We start from the raw sequence: 23,111 nt of genomic DNA, 5'->3' as shown, positions 1-23,111 counted from the left end.
CTTGAACTGTTCCGGCGTAACAGTCTCTGGACTTTGGCGTACCTTGGCCCCTGGGAACTGGAACAATGCTTTGGCCCCGCGGTTGAAGGCGCATGACAAACTGGAGACTCAAGGACATGAAAACCCGTCTTGCGATTTCGTTGGCTGCCGCCTCGCTGCTGGCGTCGAGCTCAGCCTTTGCCCAGTCGACGACCGCCCAGGGCGCCGCGGACGGCGCGCGCGCGGGGGGTGACATCGGTGGACCGATCGGTGCGATGGTCGGTGGGACCGTTGGGGCAGCCGTTGGCGCAGGTCTCGAAATCCCGAATGCGATTCTGGGCGGGATCCCGCGCAGTGACTCCGTCGTGGTCCAGGAGCGCGTCGTCGTCGGCGAACCGCTTCCTTCAACGGTCGTGCTGCGCCCGGTGCCGAACTACACCGAGTATCGCTATGCGGTCGTGAACGATCGCCGCGTGATCGTCGAGCCGCGCACGCGCCGCGTGGTCAAGATCATCGACTGATCTGCGCTTGCCTGAGTGCTGAGAAGGTGGGCCCTGCGGCGAGTCACTCCGCGGGGCCTTCGCTCGTCAGGGTCGAATTTGGGCGAAGCCGGGTCATGGCCCAGTCGACAGCGGCAGCGAGGGCAAAGCCGAGGCAGGCCGTGGATGCATCGACCAGAAAGTCCTCCAGCCGCGCATGACGCCCGGGTGCCCAGAATTGCATCAGTTCCAGCAAGCCGATGAGGATGACCGATGCCGCCGCAATCAGCAAACGTCGCCTCCGATATGCGAGGCCGAAGGCAAGTCCCACCAGGATGAAGGCGAGCGCATGTTCGCCGTCCTGGCCAAGATTGGAATGGGGTCGCAGGCCCGGCGGGCCGAGGGTTGCGAAAGTGACGGCGGCTGCCAGCAGCCAGGCAGTGGAACGAACCAAAATGGACATCGGGCCCGCTTAGCACAGATATGCAACGGCCCGGTGCAGTGCCGCGATCAGATCGACGTGTAGTTAATGACGAAACGTTAAAGTGGCTCGCGCACGCCGAGGCCGTGCATGAACAGTTCCCGGATTTGCACGGGGTCGCGGCGGGTGGTGCCGACGCCTGGCTTGTCATCGATCCGGACCGCGATCAGGCGGGGCTCCCTGGCGGCCAACGCCTCTTCGACCAGCCGCTCGAAATCCTCCTCGTCCGCGGCCCAGGCGCTGTTGGCGAGCCCGGAGCCGATGGCGATGGCTACAATGTCGGCGACGTTCGCTGCCGGCGTCGGCTGCGCACCGGTGATTTGGTAGATGCCATTGTCCATCACGATCATCGTGAGGTTTTCCGGCTTCAGGGTGGCGATCGTCGAGAGCGCGCCGAGCTGCATCAGTAGCGAACCGTCGCCTTCGAGCGCAAAGACCCGGCGCTCGGGCTGCGCCAGCGCGACACCAAGGGCGATCGGGAAAGCAAGCCCCATGCTGCCCAGCATGTAGAAATTCTGCGGACGGTGGCCGGCGGCCCAGAGGTCGAAATTGGTGTTGCCGATACCGCCGATCACCGCTTCTTCGTGCTTGAGTTTCGTGATCAGCCGCGAGGTCACATCGAAGCGGTTCATCACCTTGGTATTGCGCGCGCTCACGTCTGTATTCATGTGGCCGGCCTCACTTGTCGAACACCTTGCCGCCGGTGAGCAGCGGGTTGAGGATCAGCGCCACCGGCGCCTGCGTGGTGACGGCCTGTTTGATCGAGCGGTCGGCGATGAATTCGAGCTCGTCGAGCCGGGTGATGGTGTGGTGCTCCAGCGCCAGAGAATCCAGAACTGGACGCATGGTGCGGCAGACCAGTGACTGGCCGTAGTTGAACTCGCCGAGCGTGCCGCGCTCGGAGACAAACATGATGAGCGGAATCTGGTAGGGCACCGCGAGCGAGGCCAGCACATTGGCGAGCGTGGCAAAGCCCGACGTCTGCATCAGCACCGCGCCGCGCCGGCCGCCCATCCAGGCGCCCGACACGATGCCGACGGCTTCCTCCTCGCGCGCGGTGGCAAAGGTGGTGAAGAAGGGATCAGCATGCAGGTTCTTGATCAGCGGCGTCAGAACGCGATCGGGCACGTAGGGGATGAGGCTGATCTCGTTCCGCTTCAGGGTTTGCAGGACGATGGTGTGCCAGCTTCTTCCGCCGGATTCCTGTGTCGGTTGGCGCGAGGTCTGCTGTTCCGCAACCGCCATTGCGTTCTCCCTTCGGCCGCGCATGCTTCTTGGCAGCGATCCTTCGAACTTGACGCAGGCAGTGGGATTGTCAACATGTCCGGGCCTGCACCGTGATCTGCGCCAGATGGCCTGCCGCGGCCGGTACCGCCATGTCATAGGTGCGGCAACGAAAAACGGGAGGCGGCAGTGGAGGGAGCGCATCGCGCGTCGATCTTCCGAAGTCCCTCGCGAGCGAGCCGGAAGGGTCCTGATGTCCGTCAACAACAAACGCGTCTTCTACGTCAAATACCTGGCCAATCCGATCTATATCGACATCCTGAAGGCGCGGCCCGACGTCAGGCTCGATCGGATCGAGAACGAGAGCCCGGAAGATTTCTACGCGCCGATCCTGAGCGCCGCCCATGTCTACCAGATCGGCGCGGCCCGTGACGAGCTGGCGCCGCATTTCCACGTGGACGCGGCCTTCCTGAAGCGGACGCCGAACCTGCTGCTGGTCTCCAGCAACGGCGCCGGCTTCGACCCGGTCGATGTCGAGGCTTGCACGGACGCGGGTGTCGTGGTCGTCAATCAGTCCGGCGGCAACGCCCATTCGGTCGCCGAGCATGCCCTGGCGATGATGCTGACCCTCTCCAAGCGCATCATCCAATCCGACCGTCGCTTGCGCCGTGAGCGCGATGTCAACCGCAACGAACTCGTCGGAAACGAGGTCGAGCACAAGACCGTCGGCATCATCGGTCTCGGCAATGTCGGCCGGCGCATTGCCGCTCTGTGCAAGGGGCTGCTCGGCATGAAGGTGCTGGCCTACGATCCGTACCTTTCGGCCGAGGTCATGGCCGAGCGGGGCGGCGAAAAGGTCGAGCTCGACGAGCTGCTGCGCCGCTCCGATTTCGTATCGATCTCCTGTCCACTCAACAAGGGTAGCCGCAACATGATCAGCGTTCGAGAATTCGCGCTGATGCAGCCGCATGCCTATTTCATCACCACCGCGCGCGGCTTCATCCACGACGAGGACGCGCTGCTCCAGGCGTTGCGCGACAAGCGCATCGCGGGTGCCGGCCTGGACGTCTGGTCCAAGGAACCGCCGCCGCCGGACCATCCGCTGCTTCAGTTCGACAACGTGCTGGCGAGCCCGCACACTGCGGGCGTCACCATCGAGGCCCGCCAGAACATGGGTCGCATCGCGGCCGAACAGGTGCTGGACGTGCTCGACGGCAAACGTCCGCCTCGCATCATCAATCCCGAAGTCTGGCCGCGCTATGCGGAGCGCTTCAAGCAGGCCTTCGGCGTGACCCCGGGATAAGCGGACCCGGCGGGCGCGAAATCGCGCTCCAGGCTTGATCCGCGTCAAAATCCCCTTTCCCAGTCCCACCTAAATGGGGCTAGAGTGCTGCCGGGGCAGCAGGAGGTCCCATGTCTCTCTATGTCGTCAGGTTCATGAAGGACGTGCTCGGCGAGTATGGCCGGCAGAGCGAGATCTGCCAGGGTACACTCGAGATCGAGGCCGCCGACGAGAACGAGGCCAGGGAACGGGCCAAGGCGAAGTTCTGCAAGGACCAGGCATTGCATCACTGGTCGCTGCATGCCGACCGCATTCATGTGAAACCGGCGGACTTTCCGTCCTGAGGCTCACCGGCCCGGCGTCGCACTTGGCGGAGGTGTCGTCGTGCCTGCGCCGAGCGATCGCTGCACCATCACCGTGTCCGACCAGCGGCCGTGGCGATAGGCGACGCCGCAGAGCAGGCCGGCGCGTGTGAAACCGAATTTTTGATGCAGTGCCAGCGAGGCGGCGTTGTCGGCGTCGATGTAACCGATCATTTGGCGAAAGCCGGCTGCCGCACAGCAATCGATCAATTCCTGGAGCAACAACCGTCCGACTCCGCGGCCGAGATGCGCGTGGTGGACGTAGATCGAATGCTTGGCCGTGTAGCGATAGGCCGGACGCTTGCGGAACAGCACGGCATAGGCATAGCCGACGATGTCGCCGCGATAGGTCGCGACCAGGTGCGGCAGGCGGGTCTGCTTCAGGTTCTTGCGCCGGTCGCGCAGATCGTCCGGCTCCGGCGCACCGGTTCCCTCGACATCGCGTGGGACGCCAGCGCGGACGTGATGGCGGTAGATCGCCAGCATGGCCTCGACATCGCTTTCCCGAGACGACCTGACCAGAACGGGTTCGTCACTCGCGCGCACAGCCGTTTCGTTCATCGGCACCTACTCGGCAACGACGTAAGTGTAGAGCCCGATGCGCCCTTTCGCATCGACCTCCTTGTAGACACCTTGGATTTCGACATCGAAGCCGGGGAACGTGTTGAAGCAGGTCTCGAACATCTTGAGATAATCGATCATGGGCTTGGCCCGCTCCGTCAGCCTCTCGCCGGGCACGATGGTGGCGATGCCGGGCGGGTAGACCACGAACGGCGTGGTGGCGATGCGGCCCGCGAGGGCCTCGATCGGCAGATAATCGACATCGTTGCGGAACAGATGGCGCGCGGCATCGCGGGGCGACATTGCGATCTCGGGCATGTGCTCGGGCATGAACTGCCGCGCCTGGAGCGCGCTGACATCGGCAGCGCGGAAGAAGCGGTGCATGTCGCCGCAGAGATCGCGCAAGCGAACGCCGCCGTAGCGCGCCTGCCGCCGCTGATGGAATTCCGGGATCGCCTCGGCCAGCAGCGCATTGTCGTCGTGCAGACGCTTGAACGCGACGAGGCCGGAGATCAGCGTGCCGGCCTTGCTCGCCTCGACGCCGGGCGTAAGCAGGAAGAGCAGGGAGTTGAGGTCGTTCTTCTCCGGGACGATACGATTCTCGCGCAAGTACTGCGCGACGACGGGGGCGGGGATGCCGTGCTCGGCATAAGCGCCGGATGCACGATCAAATCCGGGCGTGAGCAAGGTCAGCTTGTTCGGATCGGTCATGGCAAAGCCTTCCTCTAGATCGGGAAAGCCGTGCCAGTTGCTGACCGGAGAGAGCTGCCACCGCGCGGGATTGCTCGCGAGTTCGTCGGTGGAGAGCGTCTCCCAGGCGACGTTATGGGCGGCGCCGGGGCGGCTTACGTCGGGAATGGCGACACGATCGGGAACGAAGGGCTCGAAGAACCAGCGGCGATCCGGCTTCTGCTCGTTCTCCTCGAACTCCCGCCGCATCGCGCGGATTTTCTTGCGCAGCTCGATGCCCAGCCGGATCGTGTCGTCCCACAGCACTTCACCGGAGCGGCCCTTCATCATCTGTGCGCCGACGTCGAGCGAGGCGAACAAAGGATAGAAGGGAGACGTTGATGCATGCTGCATGAAGCTTTCGTTGAAGCGGCGGTGCTCCACCCGTCGCTTCTGGCCCCGAATATGCCGATCCTTGATGTGGATCTGGGAAGCCTGCGAAAAACTCGCGAGTTGCTTGTGGGTCGACTGGGTCGCGATGATGCCCGGCGCTTCCGGAGGGAGATTGGCAAGACCCATGGCGAAGCGGCCGGCATACAGCGGATGGAACTTCATGAAGCCGGCCCAGGCTTCGTCGAACAGGATGTAGTCGCAGAGATGGCCGATGCGCTTGATGATCATCTCGGCGCTGTGGATCGAGCCGTCATAGGTGCACTGCTCGACCACGGCCACGCGGAACGGCCGCTCCTTGCGCCAGGCATCGCGGTCATTCACGAGAGGATGGCTGCGGATCGCCTCGCGCAGGGCCTTCTCGTCCAGCATGTCCCAACGCATCGGCCCGATCAGGCCCCAGGCATTGCGGACGGCGGGGACGTAAACCGGGATGCCGCCATTGATCATGAGCGCGCCGTGATGGGCGGCCTTGTGGTTGTTGCGGTCGAACAGCACGAGATCGCCGTCGGTGACCAGGGCGCCGAGCGCCACCTTGTTTGAGGTCGAAGTGCCGTTGAGCACGAAATAGGTCTTCTCAGCGCCGAAGATTGCCGCCGCTTCCTTCTGCGCCTTCAGTGCCGGGCCCTCATGAGTGAGGAGGTCGCCAAGGTCGAGCACGGAATTGTCGAGGTCGTCGCGGAACACGGATTCGCCGAGATGCTCGACGAAGACGCGTCCGATCGGGCTGCGGTTATAGAACACGCCGCCGTTGTGGCCCGGACAGGTCCAGAGCTGGTTGCCTTCCTCGGCATAATCGACCAGCGCGCCGAAGAATGGCGTCTTCAGCGTCTCGGCATATTGCTTGAGGCGGCTGATCAGGTTCTTGGCGATGAAGGGCGGTGTCTCCTCGGAGAGGAAGACATAGCCGTCGATGAAATCGAGCACCTCGACCGGCAGATCCTCGAACCGCTTGCGGCGGATCAGCAGGATGATGGGGAAGTCGAGGCCCCGGCGGCGCATCAGATTGATCAGCGCCGAGGTCTTCCCTTCGAGCCCCTTCTTGCCCCAATCCACCACCATGCAACCGATCGCTGCATCGGTCTGCACCGCCATCTCGGCATCTTCCAGCTTGCGGGCACGGACCACTTCGAAGCCGGAGCGCTGGATTTCCTCGATGATCTGGTTGAAGCGGATGCCTTCGAGGTCGTCGCTGTCGAACACAGGTGCGGCGAACAGGAAATTGAAGCGCTTGAAATAGTCCATGTCGGGTCCCGAATATGGCGAAGACACAGCTCTCCGCACATTCGATGACAGCTGGATGACAGGCGGAGTGCCGCGGAGCTTCGAGCGTCTGCGGCTTCAGTCCAGCAGCTTGTCCAGCGTGATGGGGAAGCGCCGGATGCGCTTGCCGGTGGCATGATAGACGGCGTTCGCAATCGCTGCAGGCACGCCGACGATGCCGATTTCGCCGAGCCCCTTGATACCAAGCCTGTTGATCCGGTCGTCGGGCTCGTCTACGAAAATGACGTCGATGTCGCGGATGTCGGCATTCACGGGAATGTGGTACTCGGCAATGTTCGCGTTCATGATGCGGCCGAAGCGGTGATCCATCACCGTCTCTTCGTGCAGCGCCATCCCGATCCCCCAGACCACGCCGCCCATGATCTGGCTGCGGCCGGTCTTGGTGTTCAGGATGCGTCCGGCCGCAACCGCGCTCACGACACGCGTGACGCGGATCACGCCGAGCTCCTCATCGATCTTCACCTCGGCGAAAACCGCCGAATGCGTGTTGCGGGCGTGTGATTTGTCTTCCGCGAACTGGTTGAGCTTCTCCTTTTCGATCCGCTCGAGCTTGCTGTGGCGCATGGCATCCGGAATCGAGACGGCAGCCCCGCTCTTGCCGTTACCGGCGATCATGCCATCGACCAGGGTGACGGCGGCCGCGTCGAGGTCGGCGAGTGGCGAGCCCGGGATTGCCTTGGCGAGGTGTACGAGTTCCCGGCGAATTTCTTCCGCCGCTCCCAACACGGCGTGCGCGCTGGAGGCCGCCATCCAGGAGCCGCCCTCGACCGGCGCCTGCGGCAGGGTCGAATCAGCGAGCCGGACGCTGATGTTCTCGATCGGCAGCCCGAGGGCATCGGCCGCTACCTGCGCCACGATGGTGTAGGTGCCGGTGCCGATATCGGATGCCGCGCACGAGACCTCGGCATGGCCGTTGGCCGTCAGCACGATCCGGACGGCGACCGGCATCTGCAGCGCCTCCCACACCCCCGTCGCCATGCCCCAGCCCACGAGTTCCTTGCCCTCGCGCATGGAACGTGGCGCAGGGTTACGCCGCGCCCAGCCGAACGCTTCTCCGCCGCGGGCGTAGCATTGGCGCAACTGCTTGCTGGTGTAGGGCAGGCCCTCGCTCTGGTCGCGATCCGAGTAGCACTTCAGACGCAGCTCGATCGGGTCGAGTTTGAGCGCGACAGCCAATTCGTCCATCGCGCATTCGAGCGCGCAGACGCCCGAAGCCGCACCCGGCGCGCGCATGTCGCAAGGTGTCGAGACGTCGAGGTCGACCAGCTTGTGGGAAAAGTGGCTGTTGGAGCTTTTGTACAGCTGCTCGGCCCAGCCGGTGTCATTGCGGGAAAAGTCCTCGTAGCGTGAGGTTACGGCAATGGCTTCATGGCTGATCGCATCGAGCGTGCCGTCGGGCCTCGCCCCCAGTGCGACATGCTCGATGGTCATCGGCCGATATCCAAGCCCGTACATCTGCTGCCGTGTCAGCACGACGCGGACGGAGCGCTTGAGTGCGAGCGCGGCCAGCGTCGCCAACACCACCTGGTATTGCGGCCGCAGGCCGGAACCGAACGCGCCGCCGACATAGGGCGAAAGCACGCGGATCTCCTCGGGCTTCTTGTCGAACACAGCGCAGAGAAACTTTTGCACGTTCTGGACGCCTTGCGTCTTGTCGTAGACGGTGAGCTTGCCGCCGCCTTCCCAGACCGTCGTCGTCGCATAAAGCTCCATCGGGTTGTGATGCTCGGTCGGAACGAGGTAGTCCGCTTCGTGCCGCAGGGCTGCGGCCGCAAGCGCTGCTTTGGCGTCGCCGCGGGGCTTGTGCGGCTTGTCCATTTCGCTTGCCCTGCCGCGCTCGGCCTCGAGGTCGGTGGCAAACCCATCCTGCTCGTAGTCGATCCGCACGAGCGTGGCGGCGAACTTCGCGGTCTCCCATTCTTCGGCGACCACAAGAGCAATCGGCTGCCCGTTGAACTTGATCATGTCGTCATACAGCGGCCGGAACGGCAAGCCCTCCGGGGCCACCTCGTCCTTCCAGGCCTCATCCTTGTCGGCGAGGGGAGGACGATGGGCGTGCGTGAGCACCTCGAGCACTCCGGCCACCTTCAGCGCCTCGGTGGCATCCAGCCGCACGATCCGACCGCGCGGTATGGTAGCCTCCACCACAAACCCATGGACGAGGCCATCGGCGGAGAATTCTCCGGCATATTTCGCGGCGCCAGTGACTTTGGCGCGGCCGTCGATTCGCGACGTTGGTGTTCCGACATAGGCGTTCATCGGGTCCTCACGCGATCTTCTTGTGAGCTTGTGATTGTGGTGTGGCGCTTGCCGCCTGGATCAGCGCACGCACGACGGCTCTGCGCGCGAGCGCGATCTTGAAGCCGTTATGCGCGCGAGGAGTTGCTCCCTGCAGCAACAAGTCGGCGGCATGCCCAAAATGATCCGGCGTTGCCGCCTGACCGCGCAGGGCCGCCTCGGCCTCCATGCTTCGCCACGGCTTGTGAGCCACGCCGCCGAGCGCGAGGCGGGCCTCGCTGATCGCGTTGCCCTCCAGCTCGATTGCGGCCGCGACCGATACGAGAGCGAAGGCGTACGACAGCCGGTCGCGGATCTTAAGATAGCTGTAGTTCCTCGGAAAGCTGTGCGGCGGCAGCTCGATCGCGGTGATGATCTCGCTGCGGCCCAGTATCGTATCGAGATTTGGCTTGTCGTCGGGAAGCCGGTGGAAGTCCGTCAGCGCAACGCTACGCGCACCCATGGGCCCCGCAATGTGCACGAGCGCGCCGAGTGCGGCCAAGGCCACGCTCATGTCGGATGGGTTCGTCGCGATGCAGGACTTGCTGGTGCCGAGGATGGCATGGTTGCGGTTGAGGCCGTCGAGTGCCGAGCAGCCCGTGCCCGGACGTCGCTTGTTGCAAGGCGTCGCCGTGTCATAGAAATAGGGGCAGCGCGTTCGCTGCATCAGGTTGCCGCCGACCGAGGCCATGTTGCGCAGCTGCGCGGAGGCTCCGGCCAGGATGGCGCTGGCGAGCAGGGGATAGCGCTGGTTGATCAAAGGATGGTAGGCGAGGTCCGAATTCGGCACCAAGGCGCCGATGCGCAAGCCGCCGTCGGCCGTCTCCTCGATGTCGCGGAGCGGCAGACGGGAAATGTCGATCAGCCGGGAGGGCCGTTCGACATTCTCCTTCATGAGATCGATCAGGTTGGTGCCGCCGGCAATCAGCTTCGCGCCTGGATCGGCGGCGAGCAGGCGAATGGCATCTGCGACGTCGCCTGCGCGGGAATACTGGAAGTTGTTCATGACCGGCTCATTGCCTGCTCGATCGCGGCCACGATGTTGGGATAGGCGCCGCAGCGGCAGAGATTTCCGCTCATCAGCTCCCGGATCTCGTCGGCATCCCGCGCGCGGCCCTCGGCCAGCAGGCCTGCGGCGGAGCAGATCTGTCCGGGCGTACAATAGCCGCACTGGAAGGCATCATGGTCGATGAAGGCCTGTTGCAGGGGATGCAGCGCGCCATCCTTGACCAGGCCTTCGATTGTCGTGACCTCGGCCCCATCCTTCATGACGGCGAGGGTCAGGCAGGAATTGACCCGTCTTCCCTCGACCAGCACGGTACAGGCGCCGCATTGGCCGTGATCGCAGCCCTTCTTGGTGCCGGTCAGGTCCAGACGGTCACGCAGGGCATCCAGAAGCGTGGTCCACGGCATGACCTCGAGTGTGCGCCTTGCGCCATTGACAACGAGGTTGATCGGAATGCGTTCGGGGATCTGATCCGTGATGTCGGCCATGGCGTGTTCCCTGCGGAAAGGCCGAGCCGGGCAAATGTGGATGTGACGCGAGGATGCGTTGCCGCCGCTGGCCGATAGCGCCTAACGGATAGCGGCGTGCTTGGTTCCCGACTGATCCGTCCGGTCCGATGGTCGAGGTCAGCGCTTCGTCTCGCCGAACACCACGGTCGGCACCGCTCGGTTGACGATCTCGCGCAATGCGAAGCTCGATTGCACGCGCGCGACGCGCGGCAGGCGGGATAGCTCGGTGCGGTGGATGCGCTCGAAGTCCTGGATGTCGCGGGCCAGCACGATCAGGATGTAGTCGTCGGTACCGGACATCAGGAAGCACCGCACGACGGAGGGGCATTTCACCACCTCCGCCTCGAACGCCTTGAGTGCGTCATCGCTCTGGCTCTCCAGGGCTATTCGAACCAGAACCGTCGTGGTCAGGCCGAACTGGGCGAGGTCGAGCGCGGCCTGGTAGCCTTGGATGTAGCCGTCGTCCTCTAGCGTTTTCTGCCGCCGCGCCAGCGCCGTGCTCGACAGGCCGATCTTGTTCGCAAGCTCGGTATGGCTGGCCCGCGCATTCGTAGTCAGTTCCGCCAGGATGGCGAGGTCTTTCCGGTCGAGGGCCAAGGTTTGGTTTCCAGCGCGAATAGGTATTTCGGCGCCGGAAACCGGCGCGGGCCCGCTCAGACTAGCGGATATTTGCACGAAACCAAACCAGGCCTCTCGCTACGATGAAGAGCGGAATCAAGGCGTTGGCAAGGGAGATCAAGATGCGCGTCGGTGTGCCCAAGGAGATCAAGGTGCAGGAATATCGCGTCGGGCTCACCCCGGGCGCGGTCCGCGAATATGTTGCCGCCGGGCACCAGGTCACGGTCGAGACAGGCGCCGGCAATGGCATTGGCGCGCCCGACGAGGTGTATCGGCGGGCAGGGGCGTCCATCGCCGAGACGGCGCGCGAGATCTTTGCCAAGTCCGAGATGATCGTGAAGGTCAAGGAGCCGCAAAGGAGCGAATGGGTCCAGCTTCGTGAAAGCCAGATCCTCTTCACCTACCTTCATCTTGCGCCGGATCCTGAGCAGGCCAAGGGCCTGGTTGATTCCGGCTGCACCGCGATCGCCTATGAAACGGTCACGGACGCGAGCGGTCACCTCCCGCTGCTTGCGCCGATGAGCGAAGTCGCCGGCCGCCTCGCCATCGAGGCCGCCGGCGCCGCGCTCAGGCGGTCGGCCGGTGGCCGCGGACTGCTGTTGGGCGGGGTGCCCGGCGTGCAGCCGGCAAGAATCGTCGTTCTCGGCGGCGGCGTCGTGGGCACGCAGGCCGCGCGCATGGCCGCCGGCCTCGGTGCCGAGGTCACCGTGATCGACCGCTCGATCCCGCGCCTGCGCGAACTCGACGATCTGTTTGCCGGACGCATGCGCACGCGTTTCTCGACCATCGAGTCGGTCGAGGACGAAGTGTTTGCCGCCGACGTCGTGATCGGCGCGGTGCTGGTGCCGGGCGCGAGTGCGCCGAAGCTGGTCACGCGCGCGATGCTGAAATCGATGCGACCCGGGGCGGTGCTGGTGGACGTCGCGATCGACCAGGGCGGCTGCTTTGAGACCTCGCATCCGACCACGCATGCGGATCCAACTTACGAGGTCGACGGCGTCGTGCATTATTGCGTTGCCAACATGCCGGGCGCGGTGCCGGTGACATCGAGCCAGGCCCTCAACAATGCGACCTTGCCCTTCGGCCTGATGCTCGCGAACAAGGGGTTTGCGGCGGTGCTGGAAAACCCGCATCTGCGGAACGGGCTGAACGTGCATCGCGGCCGGATCACGAACAAGGCAGTCGCGGAGAGCCTCGGGCTGGAATTTGCTCCCGTGGAGAGCGGGCTCGCGGCCTGACCAGCCGTCCGGTCCGTCATTGCGAGCGCAGCGAAGCAACAGAGTGTCACCGCGCAAAGATTCCGGAGTGCATCGCTCCGCTCGCGATGACGATGCGGCGCAAGGATTGCTCTGAACCTAAAGCCGATCCGCGCCGGCACTGGAGTCACGCTTCGTCAGCCTGTACTGCCCCAGGTCCGGATCGTGAGTCATGCGCCAGTAATCCACGAACCTCCACGGCATCGCCGAGAACACGCGGCCGCTGCTGTTGCGATAATAGGTGCTCATGCCCGGATGGGTCCAAATCATCGCCTCGTGCTCGGCGTCGACCTTTTGGACATAATCGTCCAGCACGTCCTGGCGGACATCGATCGCCGCGATGTCTCGCTCGATCATGTCGACCAGACACGCGGAGATGTAGCGGCTCTGGCATTCGGACTGGAAGATGACGCTGCCGCCATGCGCTGGCCCGGAGTTGGGACCGAGCATGCAGAAGAAGTTCGGAAAGCCTGGTACGGTCAGCCCAAGGAATGCGGTCGGATTGTCGTTGGCCCAGGCCTCACGCAAATCCTTGCCGTGACGGCCGGTGACGTTGAGGCGCGCCGCCATCTCCGTCACCTTGAAGCCGGTCGCGACGACAATGATGTCGGCCCCACGCTGCTTGCCGTCGGCGGTGACGATGCCATTCTCATCGAAATGGTCGATCGCATCGGTGACGAGCTCGACATTGTCTCGCCTCAAGGTCTTGAACCAGTTGTTGTCGAGCAGGATGCGCTTGCCGTAGGGCGGATAGGTCGGCACGCATTTCTCGATCAGATCCGGCCGGCCCTGCAATTCGGAGTGGATGAAGTCGGTCAGCTCCTGACGGTGCCGGTCATTGCCTTTGTTGACGGCGCGCTCGGGATGGGGCCAGGCCGGGTCCTTGCGCAGGAAAGGAAGGAGGCCGTCGCCGTAGCGCCAGAACATGTTGAAGCGGTACCACTGCGCGTAGAATGGCAGATGCGCCAGCAGCCAACGTGCGCCCTCGCTGATCGGATCGGCATAGCCCTTGACCGGGCGAGCCCATTGCGCACTGCGCTGATAGACCGTGACCGACGCGGCGCGGCCGGCAATCGAGGGCACGAGCTGCATCGAGGTGGCGCCGGTGCCGATCACGGCGATATGCTTGCCGTCGAGTCTGATGTCGTCGGTCCACAGCGCCGAATGCAGGATCGTGCCCCTGAAGCTCTCCTCGCCCTTGAAGTGCGCGCGGGAGGGATCGTTGAGCTGGCCGATGGCCGAGACCAGCGCGGTGGATTCGAAGGCTTCCTCGCCATCCTTCGTACTGAGCGTCGAGATCCAGCGCCGCTTGCCTTCGTCCCAGCGCGACGAGGTCAGCTCGGTGTTGACGCGCAGATGATTGCGAATGCCGTATTCGTCCGCGACCTTCAGCAGATAGCCGAGCAGCTCCTCGCGTTGGCAGAAGTAGCGCGTCCATGCGTTGCGCGAGCCGAATGAATAGGAATAGGAGTGGTTCGGCGTGTCGACGCCGCATCCGGGATAGCGGTTGATCCACCAGGTGCCGCCGAGCTCTTCGTTCTTCTCCACGATGGTGTAGGGGATGCCGAGATGGCCGAGCGCCACGCCCAGCGCAATCGCGCAGACGCCCGCACCGACGATCAGCACATGTTGGTCGGCGAGCTTGTGGTCGGAAGGGCGTGTCGTCCAGCGCGCCTCGCGCGGCACGAAGCCCATCTCCTCGCGCATCAGCGGCGCATATTCCGGCGCGACGTTCTCGCCGAGACAGGCTCGCATCATCCTCAGCAATAGCTCTTCGCCGGGATCGTTGATGACAGGATTCGGCGTTCCGTCTGCGAAGAGCTTGACCACGGCGGCGCGGATTTCGTCCTGGATCTCGCGGGGAACGCCGGCCTCCGGATCAGGAATGAGGCGGATGTCACGCTTGGGCAGATAGAGCGGTGCGAGCCATTTCTCGTCGCCCGTCATGTGCACGAGCACCATCAGCAGGCAGCGGATATCGCCCTCGGCTATTGCGGAGGCAAGATCAAGCGGCTTGTGTTGTGATACGATGTTCATGGCGTGTCCTGATCTTCCAACGCAGTGAAGAGGCCGCGCGTCATCAGCTTGCGATAGGCGGAGATGACGTGGTCCGGTACGGCAGTGACGCCGTTTTCGGAATAGGAATAGCGGCGACTGAGATAGCCGCGCGAGCCCATCAGCATGTGAACGATCGCCTCGAATTCCTCGTCGCTGTAGTCCTCGATCGCGCCGGCAAGCCGGGCGCGGCGCAGGATGCGGACATAGGCCGTCGCGATGTTGTCGAGATGCTTCTGGTAGCCGATCGGTGCGAAGAACTCGGCCTCGTTGAGGATGCGCAGGAATTCCGGCACCTCGCGGATGAAGTCGAAGAAGGCGCAGAACCGCGCGATCTCCTGCCGTGCCGCATCCGCCGTGCCGGTGCGGGCGCGGATGAACTCGACCATGTCGAGGCCGATCTTGGGCAGGAGCTGGTCGAGCAATTCCTGGCGGTTCTCGAAATGATTGTAGAAGGTACCTTGCGCGACGCCAGCTTCCTCGGTGATGCGCGCCACCGAAGCTTCCGCATAGCCATGCTTGCCCACGACCTTCGTGGCCGCCTCAAAAATCCTCTGCTTGGTCCAGGCGTTGCGCTCGACGCGCTTGAGCTTTGTTACCTTGGCGGTGGCGGAGCTTTGCGTCATTCCGCAGCCTCCAATTCAGCGCGCAGCACGCGCTTGAGGATCTTCCCGGATGGATTGCGTGGCAGGCTGTCGCGGATGACGATCTGCTTCGGCACCTTGAAGCTCGCAAGCCGTGCGCGGCAGTGCTCGGTAAATGCAGCGAGCTCGAGGCTCGCGCCGTCCGCCAGCACGACGACCGCGACCGGCCGCTCGCCCCAGCGCGCATCGCGCAGGCCGATGACGGCGACTTCGCGCACCTCGGGCAATTCGTGGATGACTCGCTCGACTTCGGACGAGGCAATGTTCTCGCCGCCGGAGATGATCATGTCCTTCTTGCGGTCGGTCAGGTACAGAAAGCCCTCTTCGTCAAGGTAACCGACGTCGCCGCTGCGAAACCAGTCGCCGAAGAAGGCCGACGCCGTCTTCTCGGGGGCCTTCCAGTAGCCGCGCGTGATCTTCGGCCCGCGCAGGCAGATTTCGCCGTTGACGTTCGGCGGCAACACCTTGCCGTTCTCGTCGCGGATCTCGATCTCGACATGGGCGATGGCGCGCCCGGTCGAGCCGATCTTGTCGATCTCGCGGCCGGCCTCCATGAAGGTGTCGCCGCCCACGGTTTCGGTGAGGCCATAGGCATCGATGTAGCGAGCGTTGCGGAAATATTCGGAGAAGGCGCGGATGCGCACCTCCGGCGTCTTTTCTCCGCCGCCGATTGCCCATCTCAGGCTGGAGACGTCGTAGCCGTGACGGGTCGGGCAGGTGAGCATCGCCGTGGTCATGACCGGTGCGAACCAGGCAGCGTCGAGCTTGTCCTCCGCGATCGCCGCAAGCGCCGCCTCGGGCTCGAAATTGCGCTCGATGCGGATGAATCCGCCATGCCAGAGCACGGCGATGCCGGGCAGATCGAGTGCGCCCACATGATAGAGCGGACCGACGACCAGAAGCCGCGTCTCGGAGCTAAGCCCGAGCGCAATCGTCTGGTCGGCGGACTTCCAGTAGAAATTGTCGTAGGAGGGCATCACGCCCTTTGGTCGATCGGTCGTACCCGAGGTGTACATCAACCGCATCAGGTCGGATGACTGGCGCACATGCATCGGGGCGGGCGCAGCGCTGCTCGCAAGACCCGTGACGCTGAGCTGGGCGGCTTCATCGAGCACGACAGTGCGCGCGCCCCCGGCGCTCGCCGTTAGCTCCTCGTCGACGATCAGCAGGCGCGCGCCGGCATTGCCTGCGATGTAGCCAACCTCGTCGCGCGAGAGGCGGAAGTTGATCGGCAAGAAAACCGCGCCCAAATGACTGGTCGCGAACAGGAGCTCGAGGAACGCCGCGCTGTTCTTCATCAGAACGGCTACGACATCGCCTGCGCCGACGCCTTCCGCTGCGAGCCACCCCGCCACTTTCCGAATGCGCGCATCGAACACCGCGTAGGAAATCTGATCGCCGCGATATTTCAGCGCAGGCCGGTCTGGCGTGCGCCGGGCATGAAAGGCGATGAAGCTCGACAGGTTGATCATGCGCAGTTTTCGAGCCGTCCAGCGGCCTGATTTGCTCTCGATGAATTCTGACTCGTAATTCATCTTTGGCTTGACGTCACCCCCCTACCTCTGAAATCCTTGAACACACGGAGACGAGACGATCTCCGACAGGGATCAGGAAACGCCGACCCGAAAGAGGGAGGGGAAAATGACGAAAACCCGCAGGCCGGGCATCAGCCGCCGTTCAACACTGGCGCTGATGGGCGCCGGTGCGATGAGTGTTGCCGCGCCCTGGGTGGCGCGAGCGCAAGCCAAGACCATCAAGATCGGAATGCCGACGATTTTGTCGGGACGCGTGGCGCAGCTCGGCACGTCCTCGCGCAATGCGGTGATGCTCGAGGTCGAGAAGGTCAACGGGGCCGGCGGTCTTGCTGGCCGGCAGATCGAGATGGTGATCCGCGACTCCAAGGGCCAACCGCAGGAAGCCGCGCGGGTCGCGCGCGAACTCGTCAACACCGATGGCTGCGAATTGCTGCTCGATGGCGAAGCGTCGTCCGGATCGTTCGCCGTGCATGAGGTGGCGCGCGATCTCGGCGTGCTCTGCATCCACACCTGCTCGGAAGCTTCCTCGCTGACGGCCGACCCGAAGCAGCGCATCCCGAATGCGTTCCGCTGCGTGCGTCAAGGTATCCACGATTCCATCGTCGGCGGCAGCTACGCCGCTTCGATCGCCAAGGCGAAGGGCTTGAAGAAATGGGCGACCTGCTCGCCCGACTACGCTTATGGCCGCGACACTACCGGCGAGTTCACGCTCTACCTCAAGCGCTTCGCGCCCGACATCGAGATCATCAGCGAGTCGTGGCCGAAGCTGTTCCAGGCCGACTACACCGAAGTGGTGACGAAGATCCTGCAGGCCAAGCCGCAGGCGCTGTATTCCTGCCTGTGGGGCGGCGATCTCACTTCCTATATCGACCAGGCGAACATCTACGCGATGTTCAGCCAGATGGAGGTGTTCGCCGTCAACATGGCCGACTACACCGCGCTCACCGTGGTGAAGAACCTGCCGAAGGGCATCCACTCCGGCAACCGCTACATCAAGACGTTTCCGACCACGCCGGAGAACGCGGCGTGGGGCGATGCCTACAAGGCCAAGTACAACGAATACCCGACCAATTGGTCGTGGCAGAACGCGACCGCGGTGATGTTCCTGGCCGAAGCCGCCAAGAAGGCGAACTCCGCCGACGGCAAGAAGATCGCCGAGGTGTTGAAGGGCCTCACCATCAAGTGTCCGTTCGGCGCCGACGGCACCGTCACGATGCGTGGCGACGATCACACCCTGGTCGGCTACGCCATCGGCTGGGGCACCACGATCCCGCAGGAGCCCTATGTGCCCGAGGTGAAGGCCGGAGACTGGAAGACCATCTTCGAGCTCGAAGCCGAGTGGAAGAAGAGCAAGGGCTATACCTGATCTGATGTACGGCGGAGACGGGCGACCGTCTCCGCCTTCGCTTGTTTTCCGCGTCGTATCCGGCGCGCTGCAATGAAAGTACTCCCGTGGATCTTGACGCGCTTGCCGGCTGCCTCTCCAGTTCTGCTTGCCTGGTGACGCAGACCACCAGCGGCCTCATCATCGGCATGCTCCTTTTCCTGGTCGCTGTCGGGCTGACCCTGATCTTCGGGGTGCTCAAGGTGGTCAATTTCAGCCACGGCGCCTTCTATATGTTCGGCGCCTATTTCGCCATGACGACCTATCAGCTCACGGAGAGCTTCGCGCTGGCGATGCTCGCGGGCGCCGCTGGCACCGCCATTCTTGGCCTGGTCTTCGAGCGCGTCTTCATGAGCCGCGTCTACGGCGCTGACGTACTGATGCAGCTCCTCGTCTGCTATGCCTTCGTGCTGATCTTCGACGATGTCGTGCGCATCATCTGGGGACCCGAGTTCAAGGCCATGGGCATGCCGGCGGCATTCCAGGTGATGCCGCTGTTCATCGCCGGCGGCGTCGTGCCGCCGTATTACTTGCTGCTGATCGGGGTTGCGCTTGTCGCGGCGATCGTGCTCGGCCTTGGGCTGTCGCGCAGCCGCATCGGCAAGGTGATCCGTGCCGCCGCGCACAATCCAGGCATGGTCTCCGCGCTCGGCATCAACACCGGTTTGATCTATGGCGGCGTCTTCGCGCTCGGCGGCATGCTGGCGGGGCTTGCCGGCGCGCTGGCTGCGCCGGTGCGGTCGCTCACCCCGGGGATGGGATTCTCCGTGCTGATCGAATCCTTCATCGTCACTGTCATCGGAGGCATGGGCTCGATCCTGGGCGCGCTGATCGGCGCGTTGCTGCTCGGCCTCATCAGGTCGTTTGGCTCGCAAGGCTTTCCCCTGTTCGTGGAAGGGCTGATGTATTTGTTCATGGTGATCGTGCTGGTCTCCAAGCCCACCGGCCTGTTCGGCAAGGAGGCGGCATGACCGAACTCGAGGCCGGACGCGCGCAGACGCTGGTGCCGGCGCGCAGCGGCGCGGCGCTTCAGCGCTACCGCGACGTGTTGATTGCGCTGATTGCCTTCGCGGTGCTTGCGAGCTTGCCGCTGTTCACGGGCAGCAAGGCGCTGCTCGATTTCGTCATCCGCTGCTCGGCCTATGGCCTGTTCGCGACCTCGCTCAATCTGCTGGTCGGCTACACCGGCCTGACCTCTTTTGGTCATGGCATGTTCTTCGGCCTCGGCGCCTATAGCTTCGGCCTGATCATGCAGAAGCTGGGCGTTCCAATTCCGGTGGCTTTCGTCGCGACATTGGCCATCACGGCGGTCGTTGCGGCGATCATCGGCGCGATCTGCGTGCGGCTGAAGGAGATCTATTTTGCCTTCGTCACGCTCGCGTTCCAGATGCTGATTCATTCCACGATCCTGTCCTGGGCCTCGTTCACCGGCGGCGACCAGGGTCTGCGCGGCGGCATTCCGCGGCCGGTCTTTCTCGGCATCGATCTGTCCGATCACGTCCATCTCTATGTCACGAGCTGCGCGCTGCTCATCCTTGGCCTGCTCGCGATGCACCAGATCGCGCAGTCGCCGTTCGGCTATACGCTGCGCATGATCCGCGACAACGCAGCGCGCGCGAGCTTCCTCGGCATTGACGTCTGGCGCGCCAAGCTCACCGTGTTCGTGCTGGCAGCGCTGTTTGCCTCGATGGGCGGAATGGTGATGGCGTTGTTCGTCTCGGGCGCTTACCCGGAATTCGCCTATTGGACGATCTCGGGGGAGGGCATCTTCATCAACATGCTCGGCGGCGTCTCGACTTTCCTGGGGCCGATGGTCGGCACCGTGCTGCTGCTGCTGCTCAATGACACCGTGACGCGCTTCACCGAATATCACGGCATCGTGCTTGGCGTGGTCATCCTGTTCTTCGCGCTGGGCCTGCGCAAGGGCCTGCTCGATTTCGTCGCCGATTGGCTTGCGCAGCGGCGTGATGCAGGCGAGGGGCGTTAGCCATGCTCGAGATCCGCGACCTCGCAAAGTCCTTCGGCGGCGTGAAGGCGACCAACGATGTCTCGCTCGCCTTCCCGGACGGCTCGCTCACTGCCGTGATCGGCCCCAATGGCGCCGGCAAGAGCACGTTCTTCAACCTGATCACCGGGGCCTTGAAGCCGGATTCCGGGCAGGTCCTGCTGGACGGCGTCGACCTTGCCGGCCGCTCGCCGCCGGAGATCGTACGCTACGGCATCGGGCGCGCCTTTCAGGTCGCGAGCATCTTCAAATCGCTGACGGTGCAGGAGACGATGCTCGCTGCCGTCAGCGCCGACCAGCGCACGTCCGCGGTGCTGCACAAGCGCTTTCCGCTGCCGGAGACGCGCGACCGCGCAGAGCATGTGATGGAACTCTTGGGCCTCGCCGGCAAACGACATCGCACCGCCGCAACGCTGTCCCATGGCGATCAGAAACTGCTCGATATCGCGCTGGCTTTGGTGCTCGACCCAAAGGTGCTGTTGCTCGACGAACCCACCGCCGGCATGGGGCCGGAAGAGCGCTGGCGCATGATCGACAAGGTGCGCGAGCTCTGGGAGACCCAGAAGATCACCGTCGTCTTCATCGAGCACGACATGGACATCGTATTCAAGATCGCCCCGAAGATCGTCGTGCTCTGCTATGGCCGTATTCTCGCGACCGGTACGCCCGATGAGATCCGCAAGAACAGCGCCGTGATCGATGCCTATCTCGGCACCGAACATGCGGGAGCTGCTGCATGAGCGCCGTCATCGAAGTCGCCGATCTCGACGTCTATTACGGCACCAGCCAGATCCTGTTCGGCGTCGGTCTCTCGGTGCGGCAGGGCGAGACCATGGCGCTGCTCGGCCGCAACGGCGCCGGCAAGTCGACGACGATGAAGGCGATCATGGGACTTGCGCCGCCGCGGCGGGGCAGGGTCAGCCTGCGCGGGACGGTGATTTCCGGCCAGAAGCCGCATCGTATCGCGCGTGCCGGCCTCGGCTTCGTGCCGGAGGATCGCCAGGTGTTTCCGGAGCACACGGTCGAGGACAATCTCGTCATCGGCAGGAAGAAGGGGCCGGAAGGTCAGGACGAATGGCCGATCAAGCGGATCTACGAGGTCTTTCCGCTCCTCGAACCGCTGCGCCATCGCATCGCCGGGCGCCTTTCCGGCGGCGAGCAGCAGATGCTGGCTATCGCACGTACTCTGATGGGCAATCCCGCGCTGCTGCTGCTGGACGAGCCAAGTGAGGGCCTCGCGCCGATCATCGTGCAGCGGATCGGCGAATTGTTGCGGCAGCTTCGCCAACTCGGTTCGACCGTGCTGATTGCCGAGCAGAACATGCATTTCTGCCTGGGGCTGGCGAGCCATGCGACGATCATCGACAAGGGCCAGATCGTCTATGCAGCCGGGATCGACGAACTGAAGGCCAACGAGGCCATCCGGCGGCGTTATCTGGCCCTGTAGCCGGCACGGGCGGCCTCCGAGCAGGCCCGAAGAAGAAAATTGTCGTCTCAGGTCTCCGCGACGGAAGGAGTTTTCCTGCCGCGGGGCAAAAAAGCCAATCGCTTCCATTGCTGTTTGGAGCCGAAACGACGACATTTCTGCCAGAAATTGGTGGATCGGCAGCCATGGAACGCACTGGATTTGAGCCCTTCGGCGAGCAATTGGTGTCCGCAACGGACAGCCAGCCGAAGTTGAGTGCCTCGAAGCTCCTGCTGCGAACTGGCACGACGCTGTTCTGGTCGCTGGTCGCCGGCATCGTGCTCGCGCGTGCGGCCTTCTTCGAGCCGGGCGTCTATGACGGCTTCAGCCGGGTTGCCTCGCTCGCCAAGAGCCTGATCTTCTGAGGCGCGCCCCAGCTGTTTATTCCAGGTTCGAGGACAGAACTTCGCTCGGCCCTGATATGTCGAAAACTTATTTCCCAACGGAAGCGCGCTGCGTATAAATCCTTCTCCTCTGGGAGAGATTTGTGTCGCAGAATCAAGCATCCAGCCCGGCCGATACGAAGCCGGCATCCGCCGCGAGCCGCATTGCGGCGCTGATTCCCGGCATCCTTCTCTGCGTTTTGCTCGCCGGTGTCTCGGCCCTGCTGGAGCACGCCGAGTTGGGCATGTTCGAGCATCCCTATGTCGAGGCGCTGGTGATGGCGATCCTGCTCGGGATGGCGTTGCGCAGCTTCTGGAAGCCCGCGCCGCGCTGGCAAGCCGGCATCGCCTTCAGCGCCAAACAACTGCTCGAAGTCGCGGTGATGTTGCTGGGCGCCTCGATCAGCTTCGCGGCGATAGCGGCCTCAGGCATCGCGCTGCTGGCGTCGATCGCGGCCGTCGTCGTGATTACCCTCGGTGTCTCTTTCGGCCTCAGCCGTATGCTCGGGCTGTCGACACGTCTGTCGATCCTGATCGCCTGTGGCAACTCGATCTGCGGCAATTCGGCGATCGCCGCCGTCGCGCCGATCATCGGCGCCAACAACGACGAGATCGCATCTTCGATCTCCTTCACCGCCATCCTCGGCGTGATGATGGTGCTGGGCCTCCCGCTGTTAATTCCGCTGTTGCAGTTGTCTGCGACGCAATACGGCATCCTCGCAGGCCTCACCGTCTATGCCGTGCCCCAGGTGCTCGCGGCGACGGTGCCGGCCGGACTGGTCTCGACGCAGATTGGCACGCTGGTGAAGCTGATGCGAGTGTTGATGCTGGGGCCAGTCGTGGTGGGCTTTTCTCTGATTGCCTCGCGCTGGCAAACCGATGCCAAGAAGACCAATGTCGGCTTCTTCCGCCTTGTGCCGTGGTTCATCCTCGGCTTCCTCGCCCTCGCGACGCTGCGGTCGCTCGAGATGGTGCCGGCGACTGTGGTCGGCCCCGTGACCAAGATCACCGGCTTTCTCACGGTGGTCTCGATGGCCGCCTTGGGCTTGGGTGTGGACGTCCGCGTGCTGGCGAACGTCGGGGGCAGGGTGACCGCCGCCGTGACGCTGTCGCTGATGCTGCTGCTCGGCATCAGCATCGCACTGGTGCACTGGTTCAAGTGATCTTGCTGCGATCGCAGCACTTGCCCCGTCCGCTTTGCAG

General features: G+C 63.8%; 23 protein-coding genes. 11 read left to right on the top strand and 12 right to left on the bottom strand.

Annotated elements, in window-relative coordinates; translation table 11 throughout:
- Positions 1-116 precede the first annotated feature (116 nt).
- Positions 117-500 (top strand): DUF1236 domain-containing protein, encoded by a 384-nt coding sequence (locus K408_RS0117270; protein ID WP_024339884.1) that lies wholly within the window; start codon positions 117-119, stop codon positions 498-500.
- Positions 501-543: 43 nt separating this feature from the next.
- On the opposite strand, the gene K408_RS0117265 is transcribed toward K408_RS0117270, so the two are convergent.
- From K408_RS0117265 to K408_RS0117255, 3 genes are all read right to left on the bottom strand, one after another.
- On the bottom strand, positions 544-921 hold the full coding sequence (locus tag K408_RS0117265) for a VanZ family protein (protein WP_024339885.1): 378 nt from the start codon (positions 919-921) through the stop codon (positions 544-546).
- A 77-nt stretch (positions 922-998) separates the two neighbouring features.
- Positions 999-1,607: a thiamine pyrophosphate-dependent enzyme gene (locus K408_RS0117260; RefSeq protein WP_024339886.1), complete on the bottom strand. Its 609-nt coding sequence runs from the start codon at positions 1,605-1,607 to the stop codon at positions 999-1,001.
- A gap of 10 nt (positions 1,608-1,617) precedes the next feature.
- Complete coding sequence (locus K408_RS0117255) at positions 1,618-2,184, bottom strand: thiamine pyrophosphate-binding protein (protein ID WP_024339887.1); 567 nt, start codon at positions 2,182-2,184, stop codon at positions 1,618-1,620.
- Between the two features lie 232 nt (positions 2,185-2,416).
- Here K408_RS0117255 and K408_RS0117250 point away from each other — a divergent pair, with 232 nt between their 5' ends.
- Together K408_RS0117250 and K408_RS42765 are read left to right on the top strand one after the other, a co-directional pair.
- Positions 2,417-3,466 (top strand): hydroxyacid dehydrogenase, encoded by a 1,050-nt coding sequence (locus tag K408_RS0117250; protein ID WP_024339888.1) that lies wholly within the window; start codon positions 2,417-2,419, stop codon positions 3,464-3,466.
- A 110-nt stretch (positions 3,467-3,576) separates the two neighbouring features.
- Complete coding sequence (locus tag K408_RS42765; protein WP_024339889.1) at positions 3,577-3,789, top strand: hypothetical protein; 213 nt, start codon at positions 3,577-3,579, stop codon at positions 3,787-3,789.
- 3 nt (positions 3,790-3,792) lie between these two features.
- Here K408_RS42765 and K408_RS0117240 read toward each other — a convergent pair whose 3' ends face one another.
- The 6 genes from K408_RS0117240 to K408_RS0117215 form a co-directional block, all read right to left on the bottom strand.
- Complete coding sequence (locus tag K408_RS0117240; protein ID WP_024339890.1) at positions 3,793-4,368, bottom strand: GNAT family N-acetyltransferase; 576 nt, start codon at positions 4,366-4,368, stop codon at positions 3,793-3,795.
- Positions 4,369-4,374: 6 nt separating this feature from the next.
- A complete protein-coding gene (locus tag K408_RS0117235) occupies positions 4,375-6,732 on the bottom strand; it encodes an Orn/Lys/Arg family decarboxylase (RefSeq protein WP_024339891.1) in 2,358 nt (785 codons plus the stop codon).
- A gap of 96 nt (positions 6,733-6,828) precedes the next feature.
- Positions 6,829-9,030: a xanthine dehydrogenase family protein molybdopterin-binding subunit gene (locus K408_RS0117230; RefSeq protein ID WP_024339892.1), complete on the bottom strand. Its 2,202-nt coding sequence runs from the start codon at positions 9,028-9,030 to the stop codon at positions 6,829-6,831.
- Between the two features lie 7 nt (positions 9,031-9,037).
- Complete coding sequence (locus tag K408_RS0117225; RefSeq protein WP_024339893.1) at positions 9,038-10,054, bottom strand: FAD binding domain-containing protein; 1,017 nt, start codon at positions 10,052-10,054, stop codon at positions 9,038-9,040.
- On the bottom strand, positions 10,051-10,542 hold the full coding sequence (locus K408_RS0117220; RefSeq protein ID WP_024339894.1) for a (2Fe-2S)-binding protein: 492 nt from the start codon (positions 10,540-10,542) through the stop codon (positions 10,051-10,053). The genes K408_RS0117225 and K408_RS0117220 overlap by 4 nt, the downstream gene beginning before the upstream one ends.
- Before the next feature lie 138 nt (positions 10,543-10,680).
- Positions 10,681-11,160 (bottom strand): Lrp/AsnC family transcriptional regulator, encoded by a 480-nt coding sequence (locus tag K408_RS0117215; RefSeq protein WP_024339895.1) that lies wholly within the window; start codon positions 11,158-11,160, stop codon positions 10,681-10,683.
- Between the two features lie 143 nt (positions 11,161-11,303).
- Between K408_RS0117215 and ald the strand changes: the two genes are divergently transcribed.
- On the top strand, positions 11,304-12,419 hold the full coding sequence (gene ald, locus K408_RS0117210) for an alanine dehydrogenase (RefSeq protein WP_024339896.1): 1,116 nt from the start codon (positions 11,304-11,306) through the stop codon (positions 12,417-12,419).
- 117 nt (positions 12,420-12,536) lie between these two features.
- Here the strand turns inward: ald and K408_RS0117205 are convergent, their stop codons facing one another.
- The 3 genes from K408_RS0117205 to K408_RS0117195 are packed head-to-tail and all read right to left on the bottom strand — an operon-like array spanning position 12,537 to position 16,608.
- Positions 12,537-14,474 carry a flavin-containing monooxygenase gene (locus K408_RS0117205; protein ID WP_024339897.1) on the bottom strand — a complete coding sequence of 646 codons (1,938 nt, stop codon included), beginning with the start codon at positions 14,472-14,474 and terminating at the stop codon, positions 12,537-12,539.
- A complete protein-coding gene (locus K408_RS0117200; RefSeq protein WP_024339898.1) occupies positions 14,471-15,118 on the bottom strand; it encodes a TetR/AcrR family transcriptional regulator in 648 nt (215 codons plus the stop codon). The genes K408_RS0117205 and K408_RS0117200 overlap by 4 nt, the downstream gene beginning before the upstream one ends.
- Positions 15,115-16,608 (bottom strand): AMP-binding protein, encoded by a 1,494-nt coding sequence (locus tag K408_RS0117195; protein WP_024339899.1) that lies wholly within the window; start codon positions 16,606-16,608, stop codon positions 15,115-15,117. The genes K408_RS0117200 and K408_RS0117195 overlap by 4 nt, the downstream gene beginning before the upstream one ends.
- 169 nt (positions 16,609-16,777) lie before the next feature.
- Between K408_RS0117195 and K408_RS0117190 the strand changes: the two genes are divergently transcribed.
- From K408_RS0117190 to K408_RS0117160, 7 genes are all read left to right on the top strand, one after another.
- Positions 16,778-18,037, top strand: a complete 1,260-nt coding sequence (locus tag K408_RS0117190; protein WP_024339900.1) for an ABC transporter substrate-binding protein — start codon at positions 16,778-16,780, stop codon at positions 18,035-18,037.
- An 86-nt stretch (positions 18,038-18,123) separates the two neighbouring features.
- On the top strand, positions 18,124-19,026 hold the full coding sequence (locus K408_RS0117185; RefSeq protein ID WP_024339901.1) for a branched-chain amino acid ABC transporter permease: 903 nt from the start codon (positions 18,124-18,126) through the stop codon (positions 19,024-19,026).
- Complete coding sequence (locus K408_RS0117180) at positions 19,023-20,042, top strand: branched-chain amino acid ABC transporter permease (RefSeq protein WP_024339902.1); 1,020 nt, start codon at positions 19,023-19,025, stop codon at positions 20,040-20,042. Before K408_RS0117185 ends, K408_RS0117180 begins: the two co-directional genes overlap by 4 nt.
- Positions 20,043-20,044: 2 nt before the next feature.
- On the top strand, positions 20,045-20,800 hold the full coding sequence (locus tag K408_RS0117175) for an ABC transporter ATP-binding protein (protein ID WP_024339903.1): 756 nt from the start codon (positions 20,045-20,047) through the stop codon (positions 20,798-20,800).
- Positions 20,797-21,507 (top strand): ABC transporter ATP-binding protein, encoded by a 711-nt coding sequence (locus tag K408_RS0117170; protein WP_024339904.1) that lies wholly within the window; start codon positions 20,797-20,799, stop codon positions 21,505-21,507. Before K408_RS0117175 ends, K408_RS0117170 begins: the two co-directional genes overlap by 4 nt.
- Before the next feature lie 164 nt (positions 21,508-21,671).
- Positions 21,672-21,890 carry a hypothetical protein gene (locus K408_RS0117165; protein ID WP_024339905.1) on the top strand — a complete coding sequence of 73 codons (219 nt, stop codon included), beginning with the start codon at positions 21,672-21,674 and terminating at the stop codon, positions 21,888-21,890.
- 122 nt (positions 21,891-22,012) lie between these two features.
- Positions 22,013-23,071 (top strand): YeiH family protein, encoded by a 1,059-nt coding sequence (locus K408_RS0117160; protein WP_024339906.1) that lies wholly within the window; start codon positions 22,013-22,015, stop codon positions 23,069-23,071.
- Positions 23,072-23,111 lie beyond the last annotated feature (40 nt).

This window comes from Bradyrhizobium sp. in8p8 (genome assembly GCF_000426845.1).
GTDB classification, from domain to species: domain Bacteria; phylum Pseudomonadota; class Alphaproteobacteria; order Rhizobiales; family Xanthobacteraceae; genus Bradyrhizobium; species Bradyrhizobium japonicum_C.
Note: the sequence above shows the minus strand (reverse complement) of the source record. Positions and strands in the feature narration are given on the sequence as shown.